The organism is Microbulbifer mixtoriginis (SeqCode), assembly GCF_052466695.1.
In genome coordinates this window covers 1,871,428-1,891,540 of sequence record NZ_CP174285.1, presented here as the reverse complement: position 1 = coordinate 1,891,540, position 20,113 = coordinate 1,871,428, and the positions used below count along the sequence as shown (strand labels likewise).

At 48.6% G+C, this 20,113-nt stretch carries 21 protein-coding genes and 1 tRNA gene; 17 read left to right on the top strand and 5 right to left on the bottom strand.

The genetic code is table 11. From position 1 onward, the window contains the following. The first annotated feature begins 402 nt into the window (after positions 1-402). The 4 genes from ACJJI0_RS08260 to hdeA all read left to right on the top strand — a co-directional run bounded on the left by ACJJI0_RS08260 (position 403) and on the right by hdeA (position 4,876). Positions 403-2,367 carry an aconitate hydratase gene (locus ACJJI0_RS08260; RefSeq protein ID WP_444885472.1) on the top strand — a complete coding sequence of 655 codons (1,965 nt, stop codon included), beginning with the start codon at positions 403-405 and terminating at the stop codon, positions 2,365-2,367. A 163-nt stretch (positions 2,368-2,530) separates the two neighbouring features. After that, positions 2,531-2,965 carry an HNH endonuclease gene (locus ACJJI0_RS08255; RefSeq protein WP_444885471.1) on the top strand — a complete coding sequence of 145 codons (435 nt, stop codon included), beginning with the start codon at positions 2,531-2,533 and terminating at the stop codon, positions 2,963-2,965. 467 nt (positions 2,966-3,432) lie between these two features. Further along, positions 3,433-4,104, top strand: a complete 672-nt coding sequence (locus ACJJI0_RS08250; protein WP_444885470.1) for a hypothetical protein — start codon at positions 3,433-3,435, stop codon at positions 4,102-4,104. 289 nt (positions 4,105-4,393) lie between these two features. Then, positions 4,394-4,876, top strand: a complete 483-nt coding sequence (gene hdeA / locus ACJJI0_RS08245; RefSeq protein WP_444885469.1) for an acid-activated periplasmic chaperone HdeA — start codon at positions 4,394-4,396, stop codon at positions 4,874-4,876. Between the two features lie 336 nt (positions 4,877-5,212). Here hdeA and ACJJI0_RS08240 read toward each other — a convergent pair. Further along, positions 5,213-5,288: transfer RNA gene (locus ACJJI0_RS08240), tRNA-Arg, on the bottom strand. 432 nt (positions 5,289-5,720) lie between these two features. Here ACJJI0_RS08240 and ACJJI0_RS08235 point away from each other — a divergent pair. Next, positions 5,721-5,903, top strand: a complete 183-nt coding sequence (locus ACJJI0_RS08235; RefSeq protein WP_252085312.1) for a PA3496 family putative envelope integrity protein — start codon at positions 5,721-5,723, stop codon at positions 5,901-5,903. Between the two features lie 390 nt (positions 5,904-6,293). Here ACJJI0_RS08235 and ACJJI0_RS08230 read toward each other — a convergent pair whose 3' ends face one another. Further along, a complete protein-coding gene (locus ACJJI0_RS08230) occupies positions 6,294-7,001 on the bottom strand; it encodes a 2OG-Fe(II) oxygenase (RefSeq protein WP_444885468.1) in 708 nt (235 codons plus the stop codon). A gap of 320 nt (positions 7,002-7,321) precedes the next feature. On the opposite strand from ACJJI0_RS08230, the gene ccmA reads away from it, so the two are divergent. The 8 genes from ccmA to ACJJI0_RS08190 all read left to right on the top strand — a co-directional run bounded on the left by ccmA (position 7,322) and on the right by ACJJI0_RS08190 (position 13,345). Beyond that, positions 7,322-7,990 (top strand): cytochrome c biogenesis heme-transporting ATPase CcmA, encoded by a 669-nt coding sequence (gene ccmA, locus ACJJI0_RS08225; RefSeq protein WP_444885467.1) that lies wholly within the window; start codon positions 7,322-7,324, stop codon positions 7,988-7,990. Further along, positions 7,977-8,690: a heme exporter protein CcmB gene (gene ccmB, locus ACJJI0_RS08220; protein WP_444885466.1), complete on the top strand. Its 714-nt coding sequence runs from the start codon at positions 7,977-7,979 to the stop codon at positions 8,688-8,690. Before ccmA ends, ccmB begins: the two co-directional genes overlap by 14 nt. 13 nt (positions 8,691-8,703) lie before the next feature. After that, a complete protein-coding gene (locus ACJJI0_RS08215) occupies positions 8,704-9,447 on the top strand; it encodes a heme ABC transporter permease (RefSeq protein WP_444885919.1) in 744 nt (247 codons plus the stop codon). A 1-nt stretch (position 9,448) separates the two neighbouring features. Further along, complete coding sequence (gene ccmD, locus ACJJI0_RS08210) at positions 9,449-9,673, top strand: heme exporter protein CcmD (protein ID WP_444885465.1); 225 nt, start codon at positions 9,449-9,451, stop codon at positions 9,671-9,673. Positions 9,674-9,755: 82 nt separating this feature from the next. After that, positions 9,756-10,205: a cytochrome c maturation protein CcmE gene (gene ccmE, locus ACJJI0_RS08205; protein ID WP_252085318.1), complete on the top strand. Its 450-nt coding sequence runs from the start codon at positions 9,756-9,758 to the stop codon at positions 10,203-10,205. Then, positions 10,202-12,187, top strand: a complete 1,986-nt coding sequence (locus tag ACJJI0_RS08200; protein ID WP_444885464.1) for a heme lyase CcmF/NrfE family subunit — start codon at positions 10,202-10,204, stop codon at positions 12,185-12,187. The genes ccmE and ACJJI0_RS08200 overlap by 4 nt, the downstream gene beginning before the upstream one ends. A gap of 17 nt (positions 12,188-12,204) precedes the next feature. Then, positions 12,205-12,789, top strand: a complete 585-nt coding sequence (locus ACJJI0_RS08195; RefSeq protein ID WP_444885463.1) for a DsbE family thiol:disulfide interchange protein — start codon at positions 12,205-12,207, stop codon at positions 12,787-12,789. Continuing rightward, positions 12,752-13,345, top strand: coding sequence for an IMPACT family protein (locus ACJJI0_RS08190; protein ID WP_444885462.1), 594 nt, complete (start codon positions 12,752-12,754; stop codon positions 13,343-13,345). The genes ACJJI0_RS08195 and ACJJI0_RS08190 overlap by 38 nt, the downstream gene beginning before the upstream one ends. A gap of 56 nt (positions 13,346-13,401) precedes the next feature. Here ACJJI0_RS08190 and ACJJI0_RS08185 read toward each other — a convergent pair whose 3' ends face one another. Beyond that, positions 13,402-14,613 carry a CaiB/BaiF CoA transferase family protein gene (locus tag ACJJI0_RS08185; protein ID WP_444885461.1) on the bottom strand — a complete coding sequence of 404 codons (1,212 nt, stop codon included), beginning with the start codon at positions 14,611-14,613 and terminating at the stop codon, positions 13,402-13,404. Positions 14,614-14,798: 185 nt separating this feature from the next. On the opposite strand from ACJJI0_RS08185, the gene ACJJI0_RS08180 reads away from it, so the two are divergent. From ACJJI0_RS08180 to ACJJI0_RS08170, 3 genes are read left to right on the top strand one after another with little or no spacing between them, the layout of a single operon-like run. Beyond that, entirely contained in the window at positions 14,799-15,659 is an 861-nt protein-coding gene (locus tag ACJJI0_RS08180; protein ID WP_444885460.1) for an HpcH/HpaI aldolase/citrate lyase family protein, read from the top strand. A 45-nt stretch (positions 15,660-15,704) separates the two neighbouring features. Continuing rightward, positions 15,705-16,232 carry a MaoC family dehydratase gene (locus tag ACJJI0_RS08175; RefSeq protein WP_252085324.1) on the top strand — a complete coding sequence of 176 codons (528 nt, stop codon included), beginning with the start codon at positions 15,705-15,707 and terminating at the stop codon, positions 16,230-16,232. Between the two features lie 25 nt (positions 16,233-16,257). Continuing rightward, positions 16,258-16,776 (top strand): MaoC family dehydratase, encoded by a 519-nt coding sequence (locus tag ACJJI0_RS08170; protein WP_444885459.1) that lies wholly within the window; start codon positions 16,258-16,260, stop codon positions 16,774-16,776. A 43-nt stretch (positions 16,777-16,819) separates the two neighbouring features. On the opposite strand, the gene ACJJI0_RS08165 is transcribed toward ACJJI0_RS08170, so the two are convergent. Both ACJJI0_RS08165 and ACJJI0_RS08160 read right to left on the bottom strand, forming a co-directional pair. Then, positions 16,820-17,554, bottom strand: a complete 735-nt coding sequence (locus tag ACJJI0_RS08165; RefSeq protein ID WP_444885458.1) for a 4'-phosphopantetheinyl transferase family protein — start codon at positions 17,552-17,554, stop codon at positions 16,820-16,822. Positions 17,555-17,768: 214 nt separating this feature from the next. Next, positions 17,769-18,452, bottom strand: coding sequence for a glutathione S-transferase family protein (locus ACJJI0_RS08160; RefSeq protein WP_444885457.1), 684 nt, complete (start codon positions 18,450-18,452; stop codon positions 17,769-17,771). Positions 18,453-19,053: 601 nt separating this feature from the next. Between ACJJI0_RS08160 and ACJJI0_RS08155 the strand changes: the two genes are divergently transcribed. Then, positions 19,054-20,064: a tryptophan--tRNA ligase gene (locus ACJJI0_RS08155; protein ID WP_444885456.1), complete on the top strand. Its 1,011-nt coding sequence runs from the start codon at positions 19,054-19,056 to the stop codon at positions 20,062-20,064. Positions 20,065-20,113 lie beyond the last annotated feature (49 nt).

Sequence of the window (20,113 nt, the reverse complement as noted above, 5' to 3'; positions counted from 1 at the left end):
AATAGAATAATGATCTTTTTTCTTAAGTTAGGAAGTGGAGGTTTGTAGAGACTTTTTTTATAAGTTTATGGTTATAAATATTTAAGGACGGTATTGCAATGGTTTTCTATTTCTGATTTCGTTGATGAATACTGATTATTTTGATTGGGTGAAGCTGTAAATTAGTTTGTGCTTGTAATGCCCATTTATTGGGTTCTGATTCTAGATAATAGTTGCTGAATGGGTTGTTATATTTGTAATTTTAATTTAAAAAATTTCACAGGGCTTATCTTTTAAACATCATTAGAGGTTCGCCTTTTACTTGGTTTTCTCCAAAACTGCTGATTTCTATTCAAGCAGATTAATATCTAATTAGAGTACTTTTATTATTTCCAATTAGTCTTCTCGAAAGCGGGTGGTGGTTTGAGCAGGTTAAATCTTGCTGAAAAGTTGATTGAGAGTCATTTGATTAGTGGACAAATGGTTCCGGGGGAGGTTTTGCAACTCAAAATTGATCAGGTTCTCAGTGAGGATGCCACGGGTACATTGGTCATGCTAGAGCTTGAGGCTCTGGGGGCTAGATCTGTAAAAGCTGAGCTTTGTGCGCAGTATGTAGATCATAACCTTCTGAAGGCAGATCACAGAAATGGGGATGATCATGTTTTCCTGGAGAGCGCCTGTCGAAAATTTGGACTTTGGTATTCGCGCCCCGGAAACGGAATTAGTCACCCTGTACATATGTCTTGTTTTGGAATTCCTGGCAAAACAATGCTTGGAGCTGATAGTCATACCTGTGCTGCAGGTTCACTTTCCATGCTGGCAATGGGCGCAGGGGGAATTGAGATTGCTTTGGCGATGATAGGGTGTCCACTCACCTTGGTCATGCCGAAAGTTTTAGGGGTGTATTTGGAGGGTAATCTGCAGTCATGGGTAAGTGCAAAAGATATTATCTTGGAGCTTTTACGTAGATACACCGTAAGTGGCTGTTGGAATAAGATTGTTGAATATCACGGACCCGGATTAAAAAACCTAACTGCTATGGATCGGCATGTAATTGCCAATATGGGGCATGAGATGGGGGCTATAACCAGTGTTTTCCCGGCTGATGATCAGGTTAGGTTTTTTCTTCGCCAGCAGTCTAGAGAGGAAGATTTTACGGAGCTGAGCGCTGATGAAGGTGCTACTTATGATGAAGAGGCCTTTATTGATCTGTCCGAGCTTGAGCCAATGATTGCTTGCCCTTCGCGACCAGATAAGGTGGTGAAAGTTAAAGAAGTTAGCGGCAGACCAGTCTCCCAGAGCTATATTGGGTCTTCTGCAAACCCGGGATTACGTGACTTCTCTATACCGGCATTAATAGTGAGTGGTCGTCATGTGCCAGATAATATGTCTTTCGATATAAACCCCTCCTCGCGCCAAGTGTTACATGGTCTGATCCAGAGCGGTGATCTCGAGAGGTTAATTGGGGCGGGTGCTAGCTTACATGATACCGGTTGTGGTGGTTGTATTGGGATGGGGCAGGCCCCGGCGAGTGGTCATAATAGCCTCAGAACGGTACCGCGCAACTTCCCTGGCCGCTCAGGAACCAAAGAGGACCAGGTTTATTTGTGCAGCCCAGAAACCGCTACTGTAAGTGCGCTCACTGGGAAAATTACAGACCCAAGAGAAATGGATATGGAATATCCCGTTTATGAAGAGCCGGAAATATTATTGGATATGCGGCCGCTGATGGGGGCCCCGCAAGAAATTCCTGTAAAAGTGGAGTTAAAAAAAGGGCCCAACATTAAAAAGCTGCCAGTTATGGAGAAGATGCTTAGCGTGATTGATGGGCCGGTTATTTTGAAAGTAGAGGACAATGTCACTACGGATGACATTATTCCCGCTGGTGCTGAGGTATTGCCAATGTGGTCAAATATCCCAGAATTGAGTCGCCATACCTTTTCCAGAATTGATAATTCCTTTTATGAGCGAGCGAGAGAAATTGAAGAGGATCTATTTCTTGTAGCGGGGCACAATTTGGGGTATGGATCTGGACGAGAACATGCGGCAATTACTTTGCGCTATTTAGGTGTTCGTTGCGTTATCGCTAAAAGTGTTACTTTGCCCTATAGGAAAAACCTTATTGATCACGGAGTATTGATATTGACCATGGGGAATGAGAGTGATTATCAGTTTTTTGGTGAGGGGGATAGGCTTCAGTTTTTTGATCTTGCGAGCCTCACTGGTGACAATACGTATTTGGAGCTTAAGAACCTTAGCCGGAATAAAACGATATGGTTAAGGAATGACTTATCTGAGAGGGAAGTTGAGGTAATTAAGTTTGGTGGAAGGATTAACTACATCAAGGGTGTTTTGGGTGGGGTAATGGAGGGTGGTGGAATATTTTAACTGCAACTTTAGGTTTTGTTGGAGGGTTGGCTTATCAGAAGCTTGTATACATATTAGAATAAACGTTTAGAAGTGTTGTTGCTTTTTCGGGTTTTTTTTGATGTTTTTACGTCTTGTATGCATGGTATTGATATTTGTAATTGTTGGTTGCAATGAGGGTACATTGCAATCGCCATCCGATTTGGTGGGGCCTAAAGAAGGGGAGGCCTCAGAGGATTGTGAAAGCAATCGGCATAAGTTGTTAGTCCGCCTTTCCCTGGCTCCAGTCAGGCTGGGCGGAGGAGATGGCTGCAAGGTGGTCTCTGGTTTGTGGATGGATCCCTATAGCGGCAAGTTTATCCAACAGGCTTCCGATCTGGATGTTGAGCCAGTTGTTCCTGAGTCGTGGGCTCTTCGTCATGGCGGTAGGGGCTGGAGTAGTAATCAACGTAGGGTCTTTGCTGAAGACCCGGCCAACACCTGGTTGGTTGGCAAAGGGCATGGCCTGATCCGGAATGGCCGAGGGCCTGATGAGTGGTTACCTCCTTATCAGCCCGCTCGAACCATTTATATGCAGCAGTTCAGGGCTATTGCTAGAAAGTACAGGCTCGCTCAGTAAAAATTGAGAGGTACCCTTCATAGCAAGCCACTTTTTGCTGGCTTGCTATGAAATAATTTCTTATGTTGCGTGTGATAATTTGTAATCAAATTATATTGCTTCAAGGTTGCTTGTTTTGCTATAGAACCCCTCTCTTATTTTTAAATTTCCAATATCCCATTTACTCTCTCGGTTGGCTATTTTTTTGCTAGTAGCTGGTTGCTGTATCCGAGTGGTATTACGTCTATCAATAAAAGCCCCTTTGTGGTTCTCCAAGAATTCTGACATTAATGTCAGCCTAGTGATAAGGGACACCTTCTACCTTTGGCTAAAAGGCTAGGTTCTGCGATTACTTGAACTTCTAGTGCGTTGGGGATTGTGGTAGTGGTTATTGAAGGCTGCATAATTGAAGATATTCTTGGTCCGTTAGGGATCATAAATTGGTAAAGTAATTCCTTAAATCAGTTTTTTTAGTTAGAGGAGGGGGCATGAATAGAATTGCAGGAGTTTCGGCCATAGGTATGGGGCTAATCTATATCGCTGCTTTTATATTTTTTGGTTTATTTTGGGCTTTCCCGTCCGCCGGAAGCCCTGCTGAAAAGATGAGGTTTTTGGAGGAAAGCCAATTACTTTTTAATATTGTATACACATTGATATATTTAGTCTTTGCTGTTTTGTTGGGGTGTTTGGTAGTAGGTTTATATGAAGAGTTAAAAAATAAAAATGCTGGACCCACCATTTTGGCGTCGTTGTTTGGGGCAATCTGGGTGGGATTGGTGATTGCTAGCGGTATGATTGCCAATATTGGGCTTGCCTATGCCATTGGATTGATGGAGCTCAGCCCGGATAAGGCCTTTGAAGCTTGGGGTGTGATTTACCTGATGGTTGAAAGCCTGGGGGGTGGCAATGAGTTGGTGGGTGGCCTCTGGGTACTCATAATAAGTTCAGTCGCTTTGCGAGCGGGAGTGTTTTCAAGATACCTGAATCTAGTTGGCCTGCTCGTTGGTACTGCAGGTGTTGCCACTATTTATCCAGAGGAAATTTTTAAGGAAATATTTGGCGTAAGTCAGATCATCTGGTTTATCTGGATTGGAATTTCCCTACTTGGGAAAGAGCAAGAGGGAAATGATTGGGAGGGAGCAGAGATAGTTAATAGGTAGCTGAGAGATCAAGAGAATTTTCCGACGGTTTTTTGAATGGCACGCCAAAAAATGAAAAAAGCGTCTATCCTTTCATTGGGTCAGGTAATCTTTCACGAGGTGCCTTGGCTAGTGTTTCCGCTGTCATGGAGCTGGAGTGAGGCCTGTAAGGTAGTAACTCGCTATATTGCGCACAGCCCAAAGTGACCAGCCGGTGTCGGCTTGGTCTGCTCCTGGGAAGCGAGCGGATTGCATATTACCTGCTGTCAATTCACGGGGTAATGCCCCTGAAAACCTTGGAGATTTTATTGTGAAAAGCACGCATTACATCCTTCCCTTGGTAATTGCCAGTCTTGCTGCTTCTGCTGCCCTGGCAGACAAACACCCCAAGAAGCCAGCAAAGGACTGGACCTGTGCCGACTTCCTGGCTATTGACGATGAATTTAAGCCAAAGGCGGTGTATTGGGCTTCAGCTTACTCAAAGCGTGGTAAGGAAGAGGGTGACATGTTGGATATCGATGGCACTGAAAAGGTGACACCGATGATTATTACGGCTTGTACCAAAGCGCCGAAGGAGTCTTTTTGGGCCAAGTTTAAGGATGAATGGCACAAAATGGGGCGTCATCACGGCAAGGACAAGTCTGATAATAAGATGATGAATATGCAGGGTGGTAGCGGTACCAATAATACAGGTACCAGCCCGAATGGCACTACGAATCCAGGCACAACCCCCAATGGCACTAATGATGGCAGCGGCAACAATAATATGCAGAAGCAAAAGCAGAAACAGTAGCGCCTATCAGCTAACTAAGGTGATACAAGCCCGGCTCAGCCCGGGCTCTGCTTGTTTGGGAGAGGGGCTTGGGGAGGCCTCTAAGCGTGCTGTTTTAAGGAGGAGCTGCTATTGTTGCCCGATAGTGCGTAACAAAGGGAGTTGAGTTATGACGAAGACGGCGAGGGAAGAGGCGAAGCGAGGCAGGAATATAAACCGCTCTGCTAGGATGTTTTGGGGTGGTCTTCTTCTGGCGGGGCTTTTTCTGGCGCTTTTTATGCATTCAGCTAAAGCACTGGTTTCATAAGCTGACAGAGGTGCTGAAGTAAAACTGATGCGTTGCGGGGGAGTGATTAATGGCGCCCCCGGGTGGACTCGAACCACCAGTCCGGACTTAGGAGGTCCGTGGTTTATCCTGTTAACCGACGGGGGCAGATCGCAGTTGGTTGCGAAGGGCGGCCATTCTATCTGTTACGAGAACAAATGTCATGTCGTGTTTATCTTCTCTGTCTATCTGAGAATGTCCCCTTACTTTTCCAGAAGCCGCTAAAAATTTGAACCTTGTCACTTGAAGTAACATGACGGTGACAGGGTTACTGCACTTCCCGCAGTTTCTCTTCTCTTTCACTTTCGGCAATTCTTGGTAATTTTCTCAACTTATCTTGTTAGCTTTGTAACATTTAATGGGTTAATTCGCGGATGATTTTGCATGACGGAATTTTAAAAGATTCTGCAGTAAACCTGTCATAGTTGTCTTGTAAATTTCTGCTTGACCAGGATTGTTTGGCATCGCTAATCTGCCAATGCACCGTAAAGTGCGATAAGGACGTTTCTGCTTTCACGGATCAAGATTATGGAGTTTCGTATGGGTGTTAACGTAAACGAAAAGCACATGGTTTTTGATGATGTGGATATTCCACAAATTGCAAATGAAGTACTAAGGCAAGCTACATCTCAGCCGCCACGGGATGCTCGTCGCATGGTTGAGGATAAACTGGAGGAAAGACGCTTAAGTCGGGAATTAATGGATTACGACTTTGATGCCTAGTTAAAAAACAATTAACCAATAGTCTTAGGATAGTGCGGTGTCTGCCGGGTTGATGTAGGTGATATAAGAGCGTTAACAGGGTTCACCGCACAATTAAATTTTTCGCCTTTGCACACTTTCTTGTTAATGCTTGGTTTGCATTAGTACCAGCTAATCGAAGCCAGCTGGATCCGCGTTATAAGTATCTCGCCTATCTTCTTTCGTCTATTTCAATTGATAAAAATCAAGCGGCCAACAACCTGTCATTGAGCCTTACGCTGAGGGTTTTTGGTATTTCTCAACCATCTCTGGTGTTGATTTTTAAAATGGGAATTAATTTTTGAGTTGGGTAGGAAGAGGGTGCCGGCCATAGGCCAGAACCCTCTGTGAAACATGAATGGCCAGAACAATTTACATTTGTGTAACCGTATCTTCCTTGTCTTCTTTTTTCTTGCCGCCAAACCAGCCCATCAACTGCTTGAGTTTGTAAGAAAACTTTCCTCGCTTGGCCTTGCGTTCTTTATCGGCAGCGCTTACCAGCCAGGCAACTTGAATAACCAGGCGCTGTCCCTCAAAGGGGAGGTGGCCATGGAAGGAATTCTCGGCGCGCTTAAAAGCAGCAAGTGTTCCGTAAGAAGGGGGAACTTCTGGGGCGACGGTATCTTCGAAGTCGTCAATGCGCTTTAGAAAGCGCAAGCAGCCGTTGCCATCCAGTGTCCACTCAGGATTGAGGTAGAGTAAGGCCGTGGCAATTTTCGATTTGCCATCGGTGTGAATTCTGCCGTGACGCTTTTTCAGGGTGCGGCTGATAGATACATAGGTTGGATACTGGGAGAGTTTTTCTATTCCTAGATTATTCCCGATCGTATCGGCGAATTCTGGATGGGTAAATTCCTCAATCAGGGTATTGATGGAATCTCCACATTCATGCTTCTCGTAGGGGAGGTAACCGGCCCCCTTAAGGTGTGGAAAGTCCTTCAGGAAGGAGGGCATCATCTCCTTGGTTAAAACATCACGGGCAACAAAAAATGGGAAGGGTTGGCGATTGAGAAGGATATCGTCACCGCTTATGGCGCTGGTATCGAGCCAGCGACGGGTATCCACAGCAAGGCTAGTCATTATTGTGCGTCCTTACAGGCTGGTCCGGTGCCTCTATTCAGCACCGGGTTACATCAAAAGTTTCTGTTGATGTTGACTGCTGAGTCTCCCTCGAATCCCTATGAGGGGTGGTACTGGGTACCAACTCACAACCCTCAGGAAAATATCAGAGCTTGGGTGCGGGGCCAATACTGGCGTATAAAAACCCGCTGAATTCCTAAAGATTCTTGTTTGAGATCAAGTTAATGAGGTCAGGGGTGTTGAATATCATGCAATTAGCACAAGTGCCGGTATAATGCCGTTCAGATTTTCGTCAGAGCGGTTTTATCCAAGCAATGTCTGTGACTCCCAAGTCCCCAGCTGTATTGCAAGTGCGCGATCTCGCCTGTGAGCGAGATGGCCGACGCTTGTTTGAGGGTCTTGATTTCTCCCTGGATGCCGGCGGGGCAATCCAGATCAAGGGAGGTAATGGTGCCGGTAAGACCACACTGTTACGTACCTTGATCGGTAGCACCAGTGATTTCAATGGGAAGATTCTATGGCGCAATAGCCCCTTTCCCAAGGGACTGCGTGCTATGCGTGAGTCCCTTTTGTATATCGGCCACCGCGGTGGGGTTCGGGGGGGGCTTACTCCTCTGGAGAATCTTACTTGGTATGGGGCTACAGAGACCTCGGCGATGGAGGCTCTGGACAGGGTTGATCTATTCGGCTTTGAGGGTGCTCTTTGCAGCAGCTTATCGGCGGGCCAGAACCGCCGAGTGGCTCTGGCGCGACTTTTTCTTCCCCTGTCGCCCTGCCTGTGGATTCTCGATGAGCCCCTGACTGCTCTAGATATCACCGGTGTTGCGGCATTGGAAAAACAAATGGCTGACCATCTTGCATGTGGCGGCTCTCTCCTTCTGACCTCCCACCAGCCTCTCAACCTGCCTGGCTTGGACTTTGTCGATTTGTCTGACTATGCAGTTGAGGAATCTTTTAACGATTTGGGGGGAGAGCATGTCTTTAACTGATGTCCAATTACAGTCTGTTGGAGTACGCGCTACCCCAGGTTTTGTGGCGCTCTTTAAAATTGAAATGCTCCTGGCATTGCGCAAGCGAGCAGATATTGCCAACCCACTATTATTTTTTGTAACGGTTCTCGCCCTCTTACCATTGGGAGTGGGACCAGAGCCCGAACTGTTGGCGAAAATGGCGCCGGGAATGATTTGGGTGATGGCGCTACTTGCCACCATGCTCTCTCAAGAGAGTTTGTTCCGTGGAGACTTTGAAGATGGCACTTTGGAGCAGTTAGCTCTGTTGCCCCAGCCCCTGTATTTTGCCGTATTGGCTAAATCCCTGGTGCATTGGGTCGCAACGGGCCTGCCACTGGCACTTTTATCTCCGCTCCTGGCGTTAATGTTGAATCTGCCCTCTGAAGGGTATTTGTGTTTGTTCGTGTCGCTGTTTCTGGGGACCGCGAGCCTTAGCCTGATCGGCGCCATAGGTGCAGCGCTCACTGTGGCTCTGCGCCGCCCCGGGTTGTTGCTGGCGTTAATTGTTATGCCACTCTATGTGCCCGTGCTAATCTTCGGCACCGGCGCGGTGCAGGCGGCAATAGATGGCTATGCCTACAGCGCGCAGCTGGCGATTCTGGCCGCACTGTTGGCTGCTGCCGCAGCCCTGGCACCACTGGCGGCAGCGGGAGCAATACGTATCAGCCTGGATAATTGATTCGGAGGTCTTCTTGGCTTGGCAATGGTTTCACCGTTTGGGTTCACCGCGTTGGTTCTATCAAAAAACCACTGGGTGGTTGCCCTGGCTGGCACTGGCCAGCGTTGTTTTGTTGGTGACGGGTTCGGTATGGGGCCTGGGGTTTGCCCCAGAGGATGCCAAGCAGGGCAATAGCTACCGTATTATCTTTATCCATGTGCCGGCGGCCTTCCTGGCCCTGGCGGGCTATTACATTATGGCGATCAGCGGCGCCATAGGCCTTATCTGGAAGATGAAACTCTCCTTTGCGGTGATGCGCGCAGCGGCTCCAATTGGCGCGGTACTCACCTTTATATCCCTTTTTACTGGCGCGGTCTGGGGAAAGCCCACCTGGGGCACCTACTGGGTTTGGGATGCCAGGATTACCTCGATGTTGATCCTGCTGTTTCTTTATATCGGTGTGATGGCGCTGTCCCAAGCGGTTAGTCGCGAGCAGGTGGCGGACAAGGCCAGTGCGCTATTAGCCCTGGTCGGGACGGTGAATATCCCAATTATTTACAAGTCGGTAGACTGGTGGTTCACCCTTCATCAGCCGGCAACTATTCGCCTGACAGAATCCAGCAGTATCGATCCCAGTATGTTTTACCCGCTGCTGGTAATGATTATCGGTTTCTATTGTACCTATGCCTGGACCCTGCTTATGCATACTCGCGCGTTGATACTACGCCGTGAGATGAAAACCCAATGGGTACAGCAGGAATTAGCTGGGGAGAAGTAAAGTGCAGTTTCAATTTGCCAATTTTGCAGACTTTCTGGCGATGGATGGCCACGGCATTTATGTGTGGATTTCTTTTGCTGTTACTTTTGCGGCCCTCGCAGCCTTAGCCCTCTATCCGCAGTTGGCGCGGCGGCGTTTACAGCGGGAGTTGCTTGAGCAGCAGCGCATTGCGCAGCGCCGGCGCAAGGCTAAGGCGCAGCAGGCAGATATGGAAGAGCCAGCCTAGCTGGTAATCGATAGGGTTTTTCGCCCGGTGGCTACTGCGGCCGGGCAGATAAGATCAAAAACTTATGGAGTTCACCTAAACAATGCATCCCGTACGCAAGCAACGTCTGATCCTGGTACTTGTTCTGGTCGCGCTTTCCAGTGCCGCCGTAGGTTTTGTCACCTATGCGATGCGAGAAAATATGGATTATTTCTATGCTCCTAGCGCATTTGCCGCAGGTGAGGTGCCTTTTGAGAAGCGCATTCGCGCCGGTGGTTGTGTCGTACCGGGCAGTGTTCAGCGCGCGGAAGACAGCCTGGATGTTCAGTTTGTTATTACCGATGGTGAGGCGGAATTGGCGGTCGTGTTCGATAAGATTCTGCCGGACCTATTTGCAGAAGGTGAAGCTGCAGTGATTAGCGGGCAGCTGATGCCCAGTGGCGTCTTGCGTGCCGATCAGGTACTAGCCAAGCACGATGAAAACTACACGCCTCCTGAAGTTGCGGAAAGTATGGTTTCCCACGAAGGCTGCACCGATGGAGCGAAGATATGATCCCTGAACTGGGCCATTTTGCGCTAGTAGTCGGCTTGCTGCTGTCTCTTGCGCTTTCGATATTGCCAATAGCTGGCAGTTATAGTGCACGTCCCCTGTGGATGGAGGCCGCCAGGCCACTAGCCTTGGGCGTCTTTGCGTTTGTTTTTATCGCTTATGTCTGCCTGACGGTCGCTTTTATCCAGAGTGACTTCACCGTTAACTATGTAGCGCAGAACTCCAACAGTATTCTCCCGATTTACTATAAGGTCACCGCGGTGTGGGGTGGTCACGAGGGCTCTATTCTGCTGTGGCTGTTGATCCAGGCAGGTTGGGCTGCGGCTGTGGCGCTATTTGGCCGCCAGTTGCCGCCGGAGCTGTTAGCGCGAGTGCTTTCAGTGCTGGGTATGGTACTGATCGGCTTTTTCCTCTTTATTATATTGACGTCTAATCCCTTCGATCGCACTTTGCCATTCCCGCCGATGGAGGGTTCCGACCTGAATCCGCTGCTGCAGGATCCAGGGATGATTTTCCATCCGCCTCTATTGTATATGGGCTACGTGGGATTCTCTGTCGCCTTCGCTTTCGCCATTGCTGCGCTCTTGGGCGGGCATTTGGATGCGGTTTGGGCTCGTTGGGCCAGACCCTGGACGGTAGTCGCCTGGGCTTTCCTCACCCTTGGAATCGCTCTGGGTAGCTGGTGGGCCTATTATGAATTGGGCTGGGGCGGTTGGTGGTTCTGGGACCCCGTGGAGAATGCCTCGCTGATGCCCTGGTTGGTGGGCACCGCACTAATGCACTCATTGGCAGTCACGGAAAAGCGCGGCTTGTTTAAAAGCTGGACTATTCTGCTGGCAATTTTTGCATTCAGTTTAAGCTTGCTGGGTACCTTCCTGGTGCGCTCCGGGGTGATTACTTCTGTGCATGCTTTCGCCACTGACCCGTTGCGCGGTAGCTTTATCCTCGGATTCCTGGCGGTGGTTGTGGGGATCTCACTGCTGTTGTTTGCGCTGCGCGCGCCAGCAGTGAGTGCTCGCAGTGTATTTTCCTTCCGCTCATTGGAGACCTTCCTGCTCGGTAACAATATCCTGCTGATCTTGATTATGGCGATGGTGCTGACTGGCACTTTATATCCGCTGGTGGCAGATGCCTTGAGCCTGGGCAAAATCAGTGTTGGTCCTCCCTTCTTCAACCTGTTCTTTGTGCCCCTGATGGTGGTGCTTTGCCTGCTGCTGGGGATGGGGGTGCGTGCGAACTGGAAAGACAGCCGCTGGGACAAGCTTCTCAGCGCCTGGCGCCTGCCATTCCTGGCAGCCCTGGTGGTGGCTCTGGTTTGGCCTCTGGCCTTTGACCATTACCACTGGGGTGCGGTACTCGGCCTCTTTATTGGTGCCTGGGTATTTTGCGCGAGTCTTGCAGATATCGTTTCCAAAACCCGCAATGCCAAATCTTTTGTCGCCGGCCTTAAGCGTCAGCGCGCCAGTTACTACGGGATGCATCTTGCCCATGTAGGCTTGGCGGTGGCAGTGCTGGGGGTAGTGTTAACGACCGTATACAGCGTGGAAGAAGATTTGCGTATGGGTGCTGGCGATAGCCATCAGGTGGCTGGCTACGACTTTGATTTCGGTGGAGTACGCCTGGCACAAGGCCCAAATTACCGTGCTTTCGAGGGCGTGATCCACGTTAGCAAGAATGGCAAACCGGTTGCAGAGTTGTATCCGCAGAAGCGCAATTATTTCTCTGGCGGCAACACGATGACCGAAGCGGCAATTGATACTGGCTTATTCCGTGATATTTACGTTGCCCTCGGCGAGCCATTGGACCGCAGTAATCCCAGTGGGGATTGGGCCGTGCGCCTGCAGTACAAGGCCTTTGTGGTGTGGATTTGGTTGGGTGCCTTGCTAATGGCTATTGGTGGTGGCATTGCCGTGGCGGATAAGCGTTACCGCAAAGCTAAGGCGGCGCGCGAGGCATCTCTCAGCGGTAATTTGGCGGCGGCCTAAGTTTCGGGAAGAATTAAATGTCGAGATTAAAACTCTTTTTACCCCTGATAATTTTTGTGGCCCTGGCGCTTTTGTTTTGGCGTGGTTTGTTTTTGAATCCCCAGGAAATGCCTTCGGCGCTGCTGAATAAGCCAGTGCCAGAGTTTTCCCTGGAAAAGGTTGCTGATAACAAGCAAGTCATGCAAAAAGGCGACCTGCCCAAGGGGCCGCACCTTCTCAATGTTTGGGCCACCTGGTGTGTGGCCTGCCGTGTTGAGCACCCCTACCTCAACGCCCTTGCAGAGCAGGGCGTACCTATTATTGGTGTTAACCTCAAGGATGATGATTCAGCGGCCATAAAATGGCTGGATAAATTTCACAATCCCTATCTCTTTAGCGTTGCCGACAGGGACGGGCGCCTGGCCCTGGACCTGGGAGTCTTTGGTGCTCCAGAAACCTTCCTGGTGGATGCCGAGGGCACTATCCGTTGTAAACACGTTGGCATCGTGGACGATAAGGTGTGGCAAACTAAACTTCAGCCACTTTACGAAAAACTAAAAAGCCAGCACTGGGACGCATTTGCCGGTGACCTATCAGATTCCCTCATCTCCCGTTGTCAGTGAGACTGAAGAGAAGAAAAGCCGTTTTATCTGTTGGTTGGGACCAGTAACGGATAAAACGGCTTTTCAGCATCAACTCAAACAAATTCGCCAGCAGTACCCAGATGCCAGTCATCACTGCACGGCGTTGATTATCGGCAATCCCGCCAACCCCACTATGATGCAAGCCGATGATGATGGTGAGCCCGGCGGCAGTGCAGGGCGCCCAATGCTTGAGCTGCTCCTCAAGCAGGGGGTTGGCAATGTGGGCGCTATAGTGACCCGCTATTTTGGTGGAACCAAATTAGGGGTTGGCGGCCTGATGCGTGCCTATCGGGGATCGGTGGGTGCTGCTTTACAGGCTATGCCTTTGGAGAGCTTTGTGCCGTTACAGCAGGCTTCTGTATGTTGTGATTTTGCCCAGGAATCCCGCTTGCGTTTTCTGGTGGCCCGTCATCAGGGCAGTTGCGGCCAGGCGGATTATGCCAGCAAGGTAACAGTGTCTATTTCTTTACCGCAAGATCAATGGCAGTCCCTACGAGAGCTGCTGCTAGCGGAGGCATTTGAGTTTCAGGACTAATTTTTCCAGCTTGCTCGAGGTGTTTAAATAATCCCGAGGAAGCTGAGCTATTTGGGCTAGATGATACCTTGTTTGGCGAATTTTCCGATCTCTTCGGCTGAGTAACCCAATTCTTGTAAGATAGACTCATTATCTTCCCCCATATGTGGAGCTCGCCGGAATTCTACCGTTTCATCTCCACAGTGTATTGATGGCGCCAGGATTTTGATCTCGTTGCCCGCATCGCTAGTCATGGAGCGAATTCTGCCGGTTTCCGTAACAAAAGGATTATTCAGGGCTTGCTCTACATCATAAATAGGAGCTGCAGGTACCCGCCCGGTTAATATATTGAGCCACTCTGTTGTAGTTTTTTTTGAGAGAATTTTGTCCAGCTCAGTCGTTAGGCTGTCGCGGTGTTTTAAGCGCGCTTTAAAGTCAACAAATCTTGGGTCTTGGCACAGCTCTGAGTGCCCTACGGCATTGCACAGCTCAACCCAGAATTTTTCCTTATTGCACATCAAGTAAATCCAGTCATCTTTGGTGGTGTATAGCTGGCACGGGGTTAGGGAAAAGTGTGCAGAGCGAGGCGGTCTCTGTTGATTGTGACCGGCATTTAATTGCCACATGGCGACGTAACAGAGGTTATACAGCGCGTTATCAAATAAACTGACATCTATATCGCGGCCGCGACCCGTTTCCCGGGCGCTGAGGATGCCGGATACTAGGGCCAGAGCCATAGCCACTCCCGTAGATAAGTCCACCAAAGAGAGCCCACAACGTGTAGGGGGGCTGTCGGGTTCTCCTGTTAATTTGAAATATCCAGCCTCTGCTTGCATGGGGTAGTCATAACCGGGCCAGGCTGCCCTGCTTCCACTCCTACCATAGGCTGTAAGGTGGGCACACACTATTCGTGGATTAATTTTTTCTAAGGCTTGATAGGTGATACCGAGCTTTTCTGGTACATCGCCGCGAAGGTTACAGCTAACTCCATCGGCAGTGGCAATAAGTTTTTGCAGTATCTGCTGTCCCTCCTTGGTTCTAAGGTTGAGTGACAGGCTTTTTTTATTGTGGTTAAACCCTTGGAAAAATAAGCTGGTGTTATCCTTGTTTTCCTCCTCCTCTTCGCCTTTTACAAAGTAAGGGCCAACTGTTCGGCCTACATCACCACCCTGAGAGACATCTTCCACCTTGATGATTTCCGCACCTAAATTGGCCAAATAGAGTGTGCCAAAAGGACCGGCACCATATTGCTCTACAGCAACTACGCGTACGCCTTTTAGGGGGAGCATAGAGTGACATTCCCGGTGATTTCTATATTGGTGAGTGCAAGTTTAGGTTAGATAAAAAGCGTATAGCGGGAAGGTTCTTTGCATAGGCAAGGTTATTGCTAAATCTAATGTACCTTTTATTTTAAGGCGGAGGTCGGCTGCTACTATGCATGGGTACAAGAACGGTCGGGGAATGGGTCCAATAAGTGAATACTACTGCCATGCATTTAAAGAAGAGCTTTCTTTGTCGCAGTATTTTATTTGTGCCTGCCAGTCGACCGGATAGGTATCAAAAAGCCTTCACGAGTGGCGCAGATATAGCCTGCGTAGATTTAGAGGATGCCGTCGCCCCAGAGTTTAAAAGTGCGGCGCGACAGAATGTAGCAGAATTTTTTCCACCTCCAGACACTCAATCGTCCTTGAGAGCGTTGCGTATCAATCAATTGTCATCAGAGGCGGGATTAAGAGATGTTTTGTTACTGTTGGGGCAGGGGCCAAAACCAGATATTGTAATTCTCCCCAAAGTGGAATCTGCCGAAGAAATCACTTGGTTTAATGACTTGCTGGCGCCAGTTGAGCAATCAATCGGGCTTTTGCCGCTGGTTGAATCGGCAAAAGGCCTGCAGAACAGTTTGGATATCGCTAGTTCCGATAATGTACTGGCCATTGGTTTTGGTTTTGCAGACTTTTGCGCAGAAGTGGGGGCAGATACAAGCTGGGAATCCTTGCGTTATGCTAGGGGGCGTATTCTACAGGCTGCGGCATACGCGAATATAGATGCTGTGGATGGCCCATATCTGGATCTAGAGGATCTTGAGGGTTTGTTACAGGAAACCCAAAATGTGGCCGCATTAGGTTTTCGAGGAAAAATAGTTTTGCATCCAAGGCAAATCGACCCTGTTCACCAAGGGCTTTCCCCCACAGAAGAAACTGTGCAAAGAGCGCGAAAAATCGTGCAGGCGTTTAAAGAGAACCCCAGTGGTGTAGTGGTGGTTGATGGGCGCATGGTGGATCTACCAGTGGTAGAACGGGCGAGAAAATTGGTTACCTTGGTAGATAGGCAGTAATTCAAGCAGGACTACTGGTATTAATGCCTAAAGCAGAGGGCTCTTATGGATCGATATCGTTTCCCCGCGTATATTTTTCTTGGCAATAATCGCTACCGAGAGCGTTATGGTTTGGATTTCGAGGATTTTAAGGTGGGGCAGGTTTTTCGTCACCGACCGGGGGTGACGATCAGTCAGCAAGATAATGTCGAAGAGTGTGTGAATACTTTTAACCAGGCGATGATTCATTTTGACGAGTACTATGCCGAACACACCGAATTTAAAAGACCTCTCATTAATACAACTCTGATCGTTCAGCGTTTAATGGGTATGATTTGGAAAACTTACTACCGTCGCAAGAGAATTGTTGAGTGGGGTAGTATTGATATGCTGGCTCCGGTATTTGGAGGTGATACTTTATATGCCGAGAGTGAAGTGCTGTTTGTCGGTGCCAATCTGAAAGATTCGGAGTCCGGGCTGATTGAGATTTTACTGAGCGGCTCCAATCAAAAACAACAAAAAACTTGTGAGATACGTTGTACCATGCTGCTTTACAAGCGAGAACATCTGCCATTTTCCGCAAAAAATTATTGATTACTATTTTGCTTGGGAGAAAGTTGTGAAGGATTCGTTGCATTTTCTCAGGGAGGTTGAGCCAAATACCTATATCGAAACCTGTGGCGTTGACTTTGAAGATTTCGAAGAAGGGCAGGTATTCGAGCACCGGCCAGGCCATACTTTCTCTGAGGCTAGCTGCTTACGCTATGCGCGCCACTCTTTTGATTTGAGCCCTGGATATTCTGACCAACGCTACGCTCGTAGAGTTTATGGTGACAGAGTTAGAGTGCCTGAGACCTTTGTTTTGAGTGCAATGGCTTTGACAACCCGGACATTTGGTAAAGTGGTTGCCAACTTGAGCATGGTAAATTGCAAAGTGGATGCGGTTTACGCTGGAGATACTTTATATTTGGAGTCGGAAGTATTGGGTAAGCGAAAATCCAAATCACGCCCCGATCAAGGTTTACTGCATGTTAGTTCCCGTGCTCTCAACCAACATGGTGCCTGCGTGTGTTCTTTTGAGCGTAAGCTATTGATCTATCGACGTAATCTTGGGCCCTATGAAAGGGCTGGATATTAACTTCGATACAATCGAGAAGCTCCAGATTTTTGTTCAAGAGCGCCTACAAGAATTCCTGATATTCAACCAGTGTAATAATGCCCTCCCTGTGGGACCTATAGGTTCCTGAAAACAGCTGCCCTTTACTGACAGCGGTACACAGATCGCGCTTGATAGTTAATATTAATTTGTGGTTTTTACAGTCAATATGCACTATTTCGGCATCGAGAAAATCGAAGTATTGCTTAACAGTAGGGTAGAGTGCCTTAAATAAGCTCTCTTTAGTAGAAAAGGCAATGGTCATCCACTGTCGGAAGGGTAACCCGCTTTCACTAAGGAGGACTTCCTCTGCTCGGTTGATTATATGGCTTTTTATTTCATTCGCAGTGTTTATAGCGATTGTCGGCTCATAATCAATGCCTAGGGCCTGTGGCTTATTATTTACGGCACATATGGCAAGGTTATCCGCATGGGTGATAGAGCCTGAGATATCTGCGGGCCATAGAGGGCTTCGGTTGGGGCCAATGGGTATAGGTGTGTTCATAAGCCCAAAATAACTTAGTGCAAGGTGCGCACAATACCTGCCCGCAAGGAATTCGGCTTTGCGTTTTTTATAAGCGTGGGTGATTTCAGATGGAAATTGGATACCCAGCTTTGAAAACAAATCATCCTGATAATTGTCCTGATCGAATTGGCATTCTAGTACTAGGCCTGAAAAATTCAGGGGCTTAATAGGTGAAGCATCTGTAATAAATCCAAAAACATAGTTTAAAGGTGCTTCTTGCTTGGTGTGTAACATTACGGCTATTGGTACTTGTGGCTGCTGCCTCTACCTGCTAGTAGAGTGAGTTTTACAAAGCAAATTTTTGTAAGACATTCTGCCATAGAGCAGTTGCCGATGCAGCTGTACTTGGCTGCACCGGGGCATGCTGTATGAATGACTATGCTCCAGAACTAAAAATCAGTAATTTTTATGGGAGCCGGATGCATCTAATTAAAAAAGCCAGTAAGGGCTATTTTTGGCGTAAATCTGCCACAATCGTTCCAAAACTCCGTGCCTCCTCCTCATGAGCGGTCTCCCTCCAGGGTTCTTGAATCGCATCCGCTATCCACTTTTGCATTGAAGGAAGATTGTGAATCAGCTCAATATACTGCTTCGCGGTTTTGCTAACAGGTAAATGATAGTTTTTGGCCCTAATTGTTACTGGAGCAAAGAAGGCGTCGACAGCGGTAAATTCCTCGCCAGCCAAAAATGGTCCGCCGAATCTCTGGACACCTTCATTCCATAACTCATCAATTCGCTTGATATCTTTTTGCAGGGGCTCTGAAATTTCATGCAGCTCAACGCTTAGGCCGCAGTTCATTGGGCAGATATTTCTCAGCGCAGAAAAACCAGAATGCATTTCTGCGGAAGCGCTGCGTGACCAGGCACGAGTTACTCGCTCACTCGGCCAGACCTGCGGGAAGTCTTCGGCAATGTACTCAGTAATCGCTAGGGAATCCCAAATCGTCACGTCTTCTGTTTTCAGGCAGGGCACTTGTCCGGTTGGAGAGAAGCCGTGAAATTTTTCCCAACTGCCGCCTTCCTCAAAGGTAACCAGCTTTTCATTAAAAGGTATCTCCAAATGGTGCATCAACAACCAAGGTCTAAGAGACCAGGAGGAGTAGTTTTTATTTCCAATAAACAATTGATACATAAGCTTCCTCTATATGTAGTTTTGGTGTTGGAGACATGGTTGGACAGCGGTTTTTGGCTTCCATCATCGCCGGACGATATCTGATCAATATCACTGCCTGAGGAATAGTATCCTCATAATTGCTATCCGCTGCGATTGGCCTGAAGGCCAATTAGCGCTAACTTTGCGCCAATGACGTTTTCTTTGTGGTTTAGTCGGAACGAGCAAGGAATTTGGTTATTAGGAGTGGAGACCAGCATGACAGGAAAGGGGGAGACTTTACACGTAGACATATTGGCACACAGTGAGGTTGCACAGGTTGAATTGGGGTGTCCTACATAGAAAGGCGCTGGAGTCGGTGAGTTATCAGCCCAGCTGGTCGGTTTTGAAAGTTGCACCACTTTCGCAGAGCCTTCTGGGTTTCAGCCAGTCAGTACCGCGGGAAGTTTTCTGCTGAAGTCGGGTTCTCTGGTGTTTTGGCGTTAGGGACAGCGATATACGTACTCCGGTATGGCTGGAGCAAGGCCTGGAAGTGGATGCCTTCGGCTGATACAACCTCGGGCGCGAACAGGTTATGATTCCTCCTCTATTGCCTGAACTCAGTACGGAAAACGAAGGATTTATGAGCAAACAGCGCGTATTGACCGGTATCACGACCACCGGTACTCCCCATCTGGGTAACTATGTTGGTGCGATTCGCCCGGCCATCGCCGCAAGCCAGGACGAGAACAACCAGTCTTTTTATTTCCTGGCGGATTATCACGCGTTGATTAAGTGCCAGGACCCGGAACAGGTGCATCAGTCCACCTTGGAGATCGCGGCAACCTGGCTGGCGCTAGGATTGAATACAGATAATGTGGTTTTCTATCGTCAGTCGGATATCCATGAAATCCCCGAGTTGACCTGGCTGCTTACCTGTATGACTGGTAAAGGCTTGATGAATCGCGCCCATGCCTATAAGGCCGCCGTGGATTCCAACCGTGCAGATGGCGAAGACTCCGATTTTGGCGTCACCATGGGTCTCTATAGCTACCCGATCCTAATGGCTGCAGACATATTGATGTTCAATGCCAACAAGGTGCCGGTGGGTAAAGACCAGGTGCAGCATATTGAGATGGCCCGCGATATCGCTCAGCGCTTCAATCATCACTATGGTGAGCATTTTGCCCTACCCGAGGCGGTCGTGGATGACCACGTGGCTGTTCTGCAGGGACTGGATGGCCGCAAGATGAGCAAGAGCTACGGCAATACCATCCCCTTATTCCTGCCTGAGAAAAAACTGAAAAAGCATATCAACAAGATCAAGACCAATCTCTTGGAACCGGGCGAGCCCAAAGACCCAGAGACTTCCACGGTTTTTCAAATTTGGCAGGCATTTGCTACTCAGGAGCAAACTGCTGAAATGCGCAAGGCCTTTGCAGAGGGCATTGCCTGGGGTGAGGCCAAGAAGCAGCTATTCGAACTGGTCAATGGCCAGATTGGCGAGGCGCGTGAACGCTATAATGCTCTGCTTGAGAACCCTTCCCAAATTGAAGAGGAGCTGGAGAAAGGCGCAGCCAAGGCCCGTGCCTACTCGGCACCGTTTATCGAGAAGTTGCGTCACGCGGTGGGTATTCGCAAGATTGGCCAGTAGTCATTTTTACAACGTGGGAAGCTACGGTTAAGAAGTTCTTCCCACGCCT

What these genes read in the sequence shown, in the direction of transcription:
- ACJJI0_RS08250 (WP_444885470.1), top strand. Translation starts at nt 3,433, where the DNA reads ATGAATAGAATTGCAGGAGTTTCGGCCATAGGTATGGGGCTAATCTAT.
- ACJJI0_RS08235 (WP_252085312.1), top strand. Translation starts at nt 5,721, where the DNA reads ATGGGTGTTAACGTAAACGAAAAGCACATGGTTTTTGATGATGTGGAT.
- ACJJI0_RS08230 (WP_444885468.1), bottom strand. Translation starts at nt 7,001, where the DNA reads ATGACTAGCCTTGCTGTGGATACCCGTCGCTGGCTCGATACCAGCGCC.
- ccmB (WP_444885466.1), top strand. Translation starts at nt 7,977, where the DNA reads ATGTCTTTAACTGATGTCCAATTACAGTCTGTTGGAGTACGCGCTACC.
- ccmE (WP_252085318.1), top strand. Translation starts at nt 9,756, where the DNA reads ATGCATCCCGTACGCAAGCAACGTCTGATCCTGGTACTTGTTCTGGTC.
- ACJJI0_RS08200 (WP_444885464.1), top strand. Translation starts at nt 10,202, where the DNA reads ATGATCCCTGAACTGGGCCATTTTGCGCTAGTAGTCGGCTTGCTGCTG.
- ACJJI0_RS08195 (WP_444885463.1), top strand. Translation starts at nt 12,205, where the DNA reads ATGTCGAGATTAAAACTCTTTTTACCCCTGATAATTTTTGTGGCCCTG.
- ACJJI0_RS08185 (WP_444885461.1), bottom strand. Translation starts at nt 14,613, where the DNA reads ATGCTCCCCCTAAAAGGCGTACGCGTAGTTGCTGTAGAGCAATATGGT.
- ACJJI0_RS08175 (WP_252085324.1), top strand. Translation starts at nt 15,705, where the DNA reads ATGGATCGATATCGTTTCCCCGCGTATATTTTTCTTGGCAATAATCGC.
- ACJJI0_RS08165 (WP_444885458.1), bottom strand. Translation starts at nt 17,554, where the DNA reads ATGTTACACACCAAGCAAGAAGCACCTTTAAACTATGTTTTTGGATTT.
- ACJJI0_RS08160 (WP_444885457.1), bottom strand. Translation starts at nt 18,452, where the DNA reads ATGTATCAATTGTTTATTGGAAATAAAAACTACTCCTCCTGGTCTCTT.
- ACJJI0_RS08155 (WP_444885456.1), top strand. Translation starts at nt 19,054, where the DNA reads ATGAGCAAACAGCGCGTATTGACCGGTATCACGACCACCGGTACTCCC.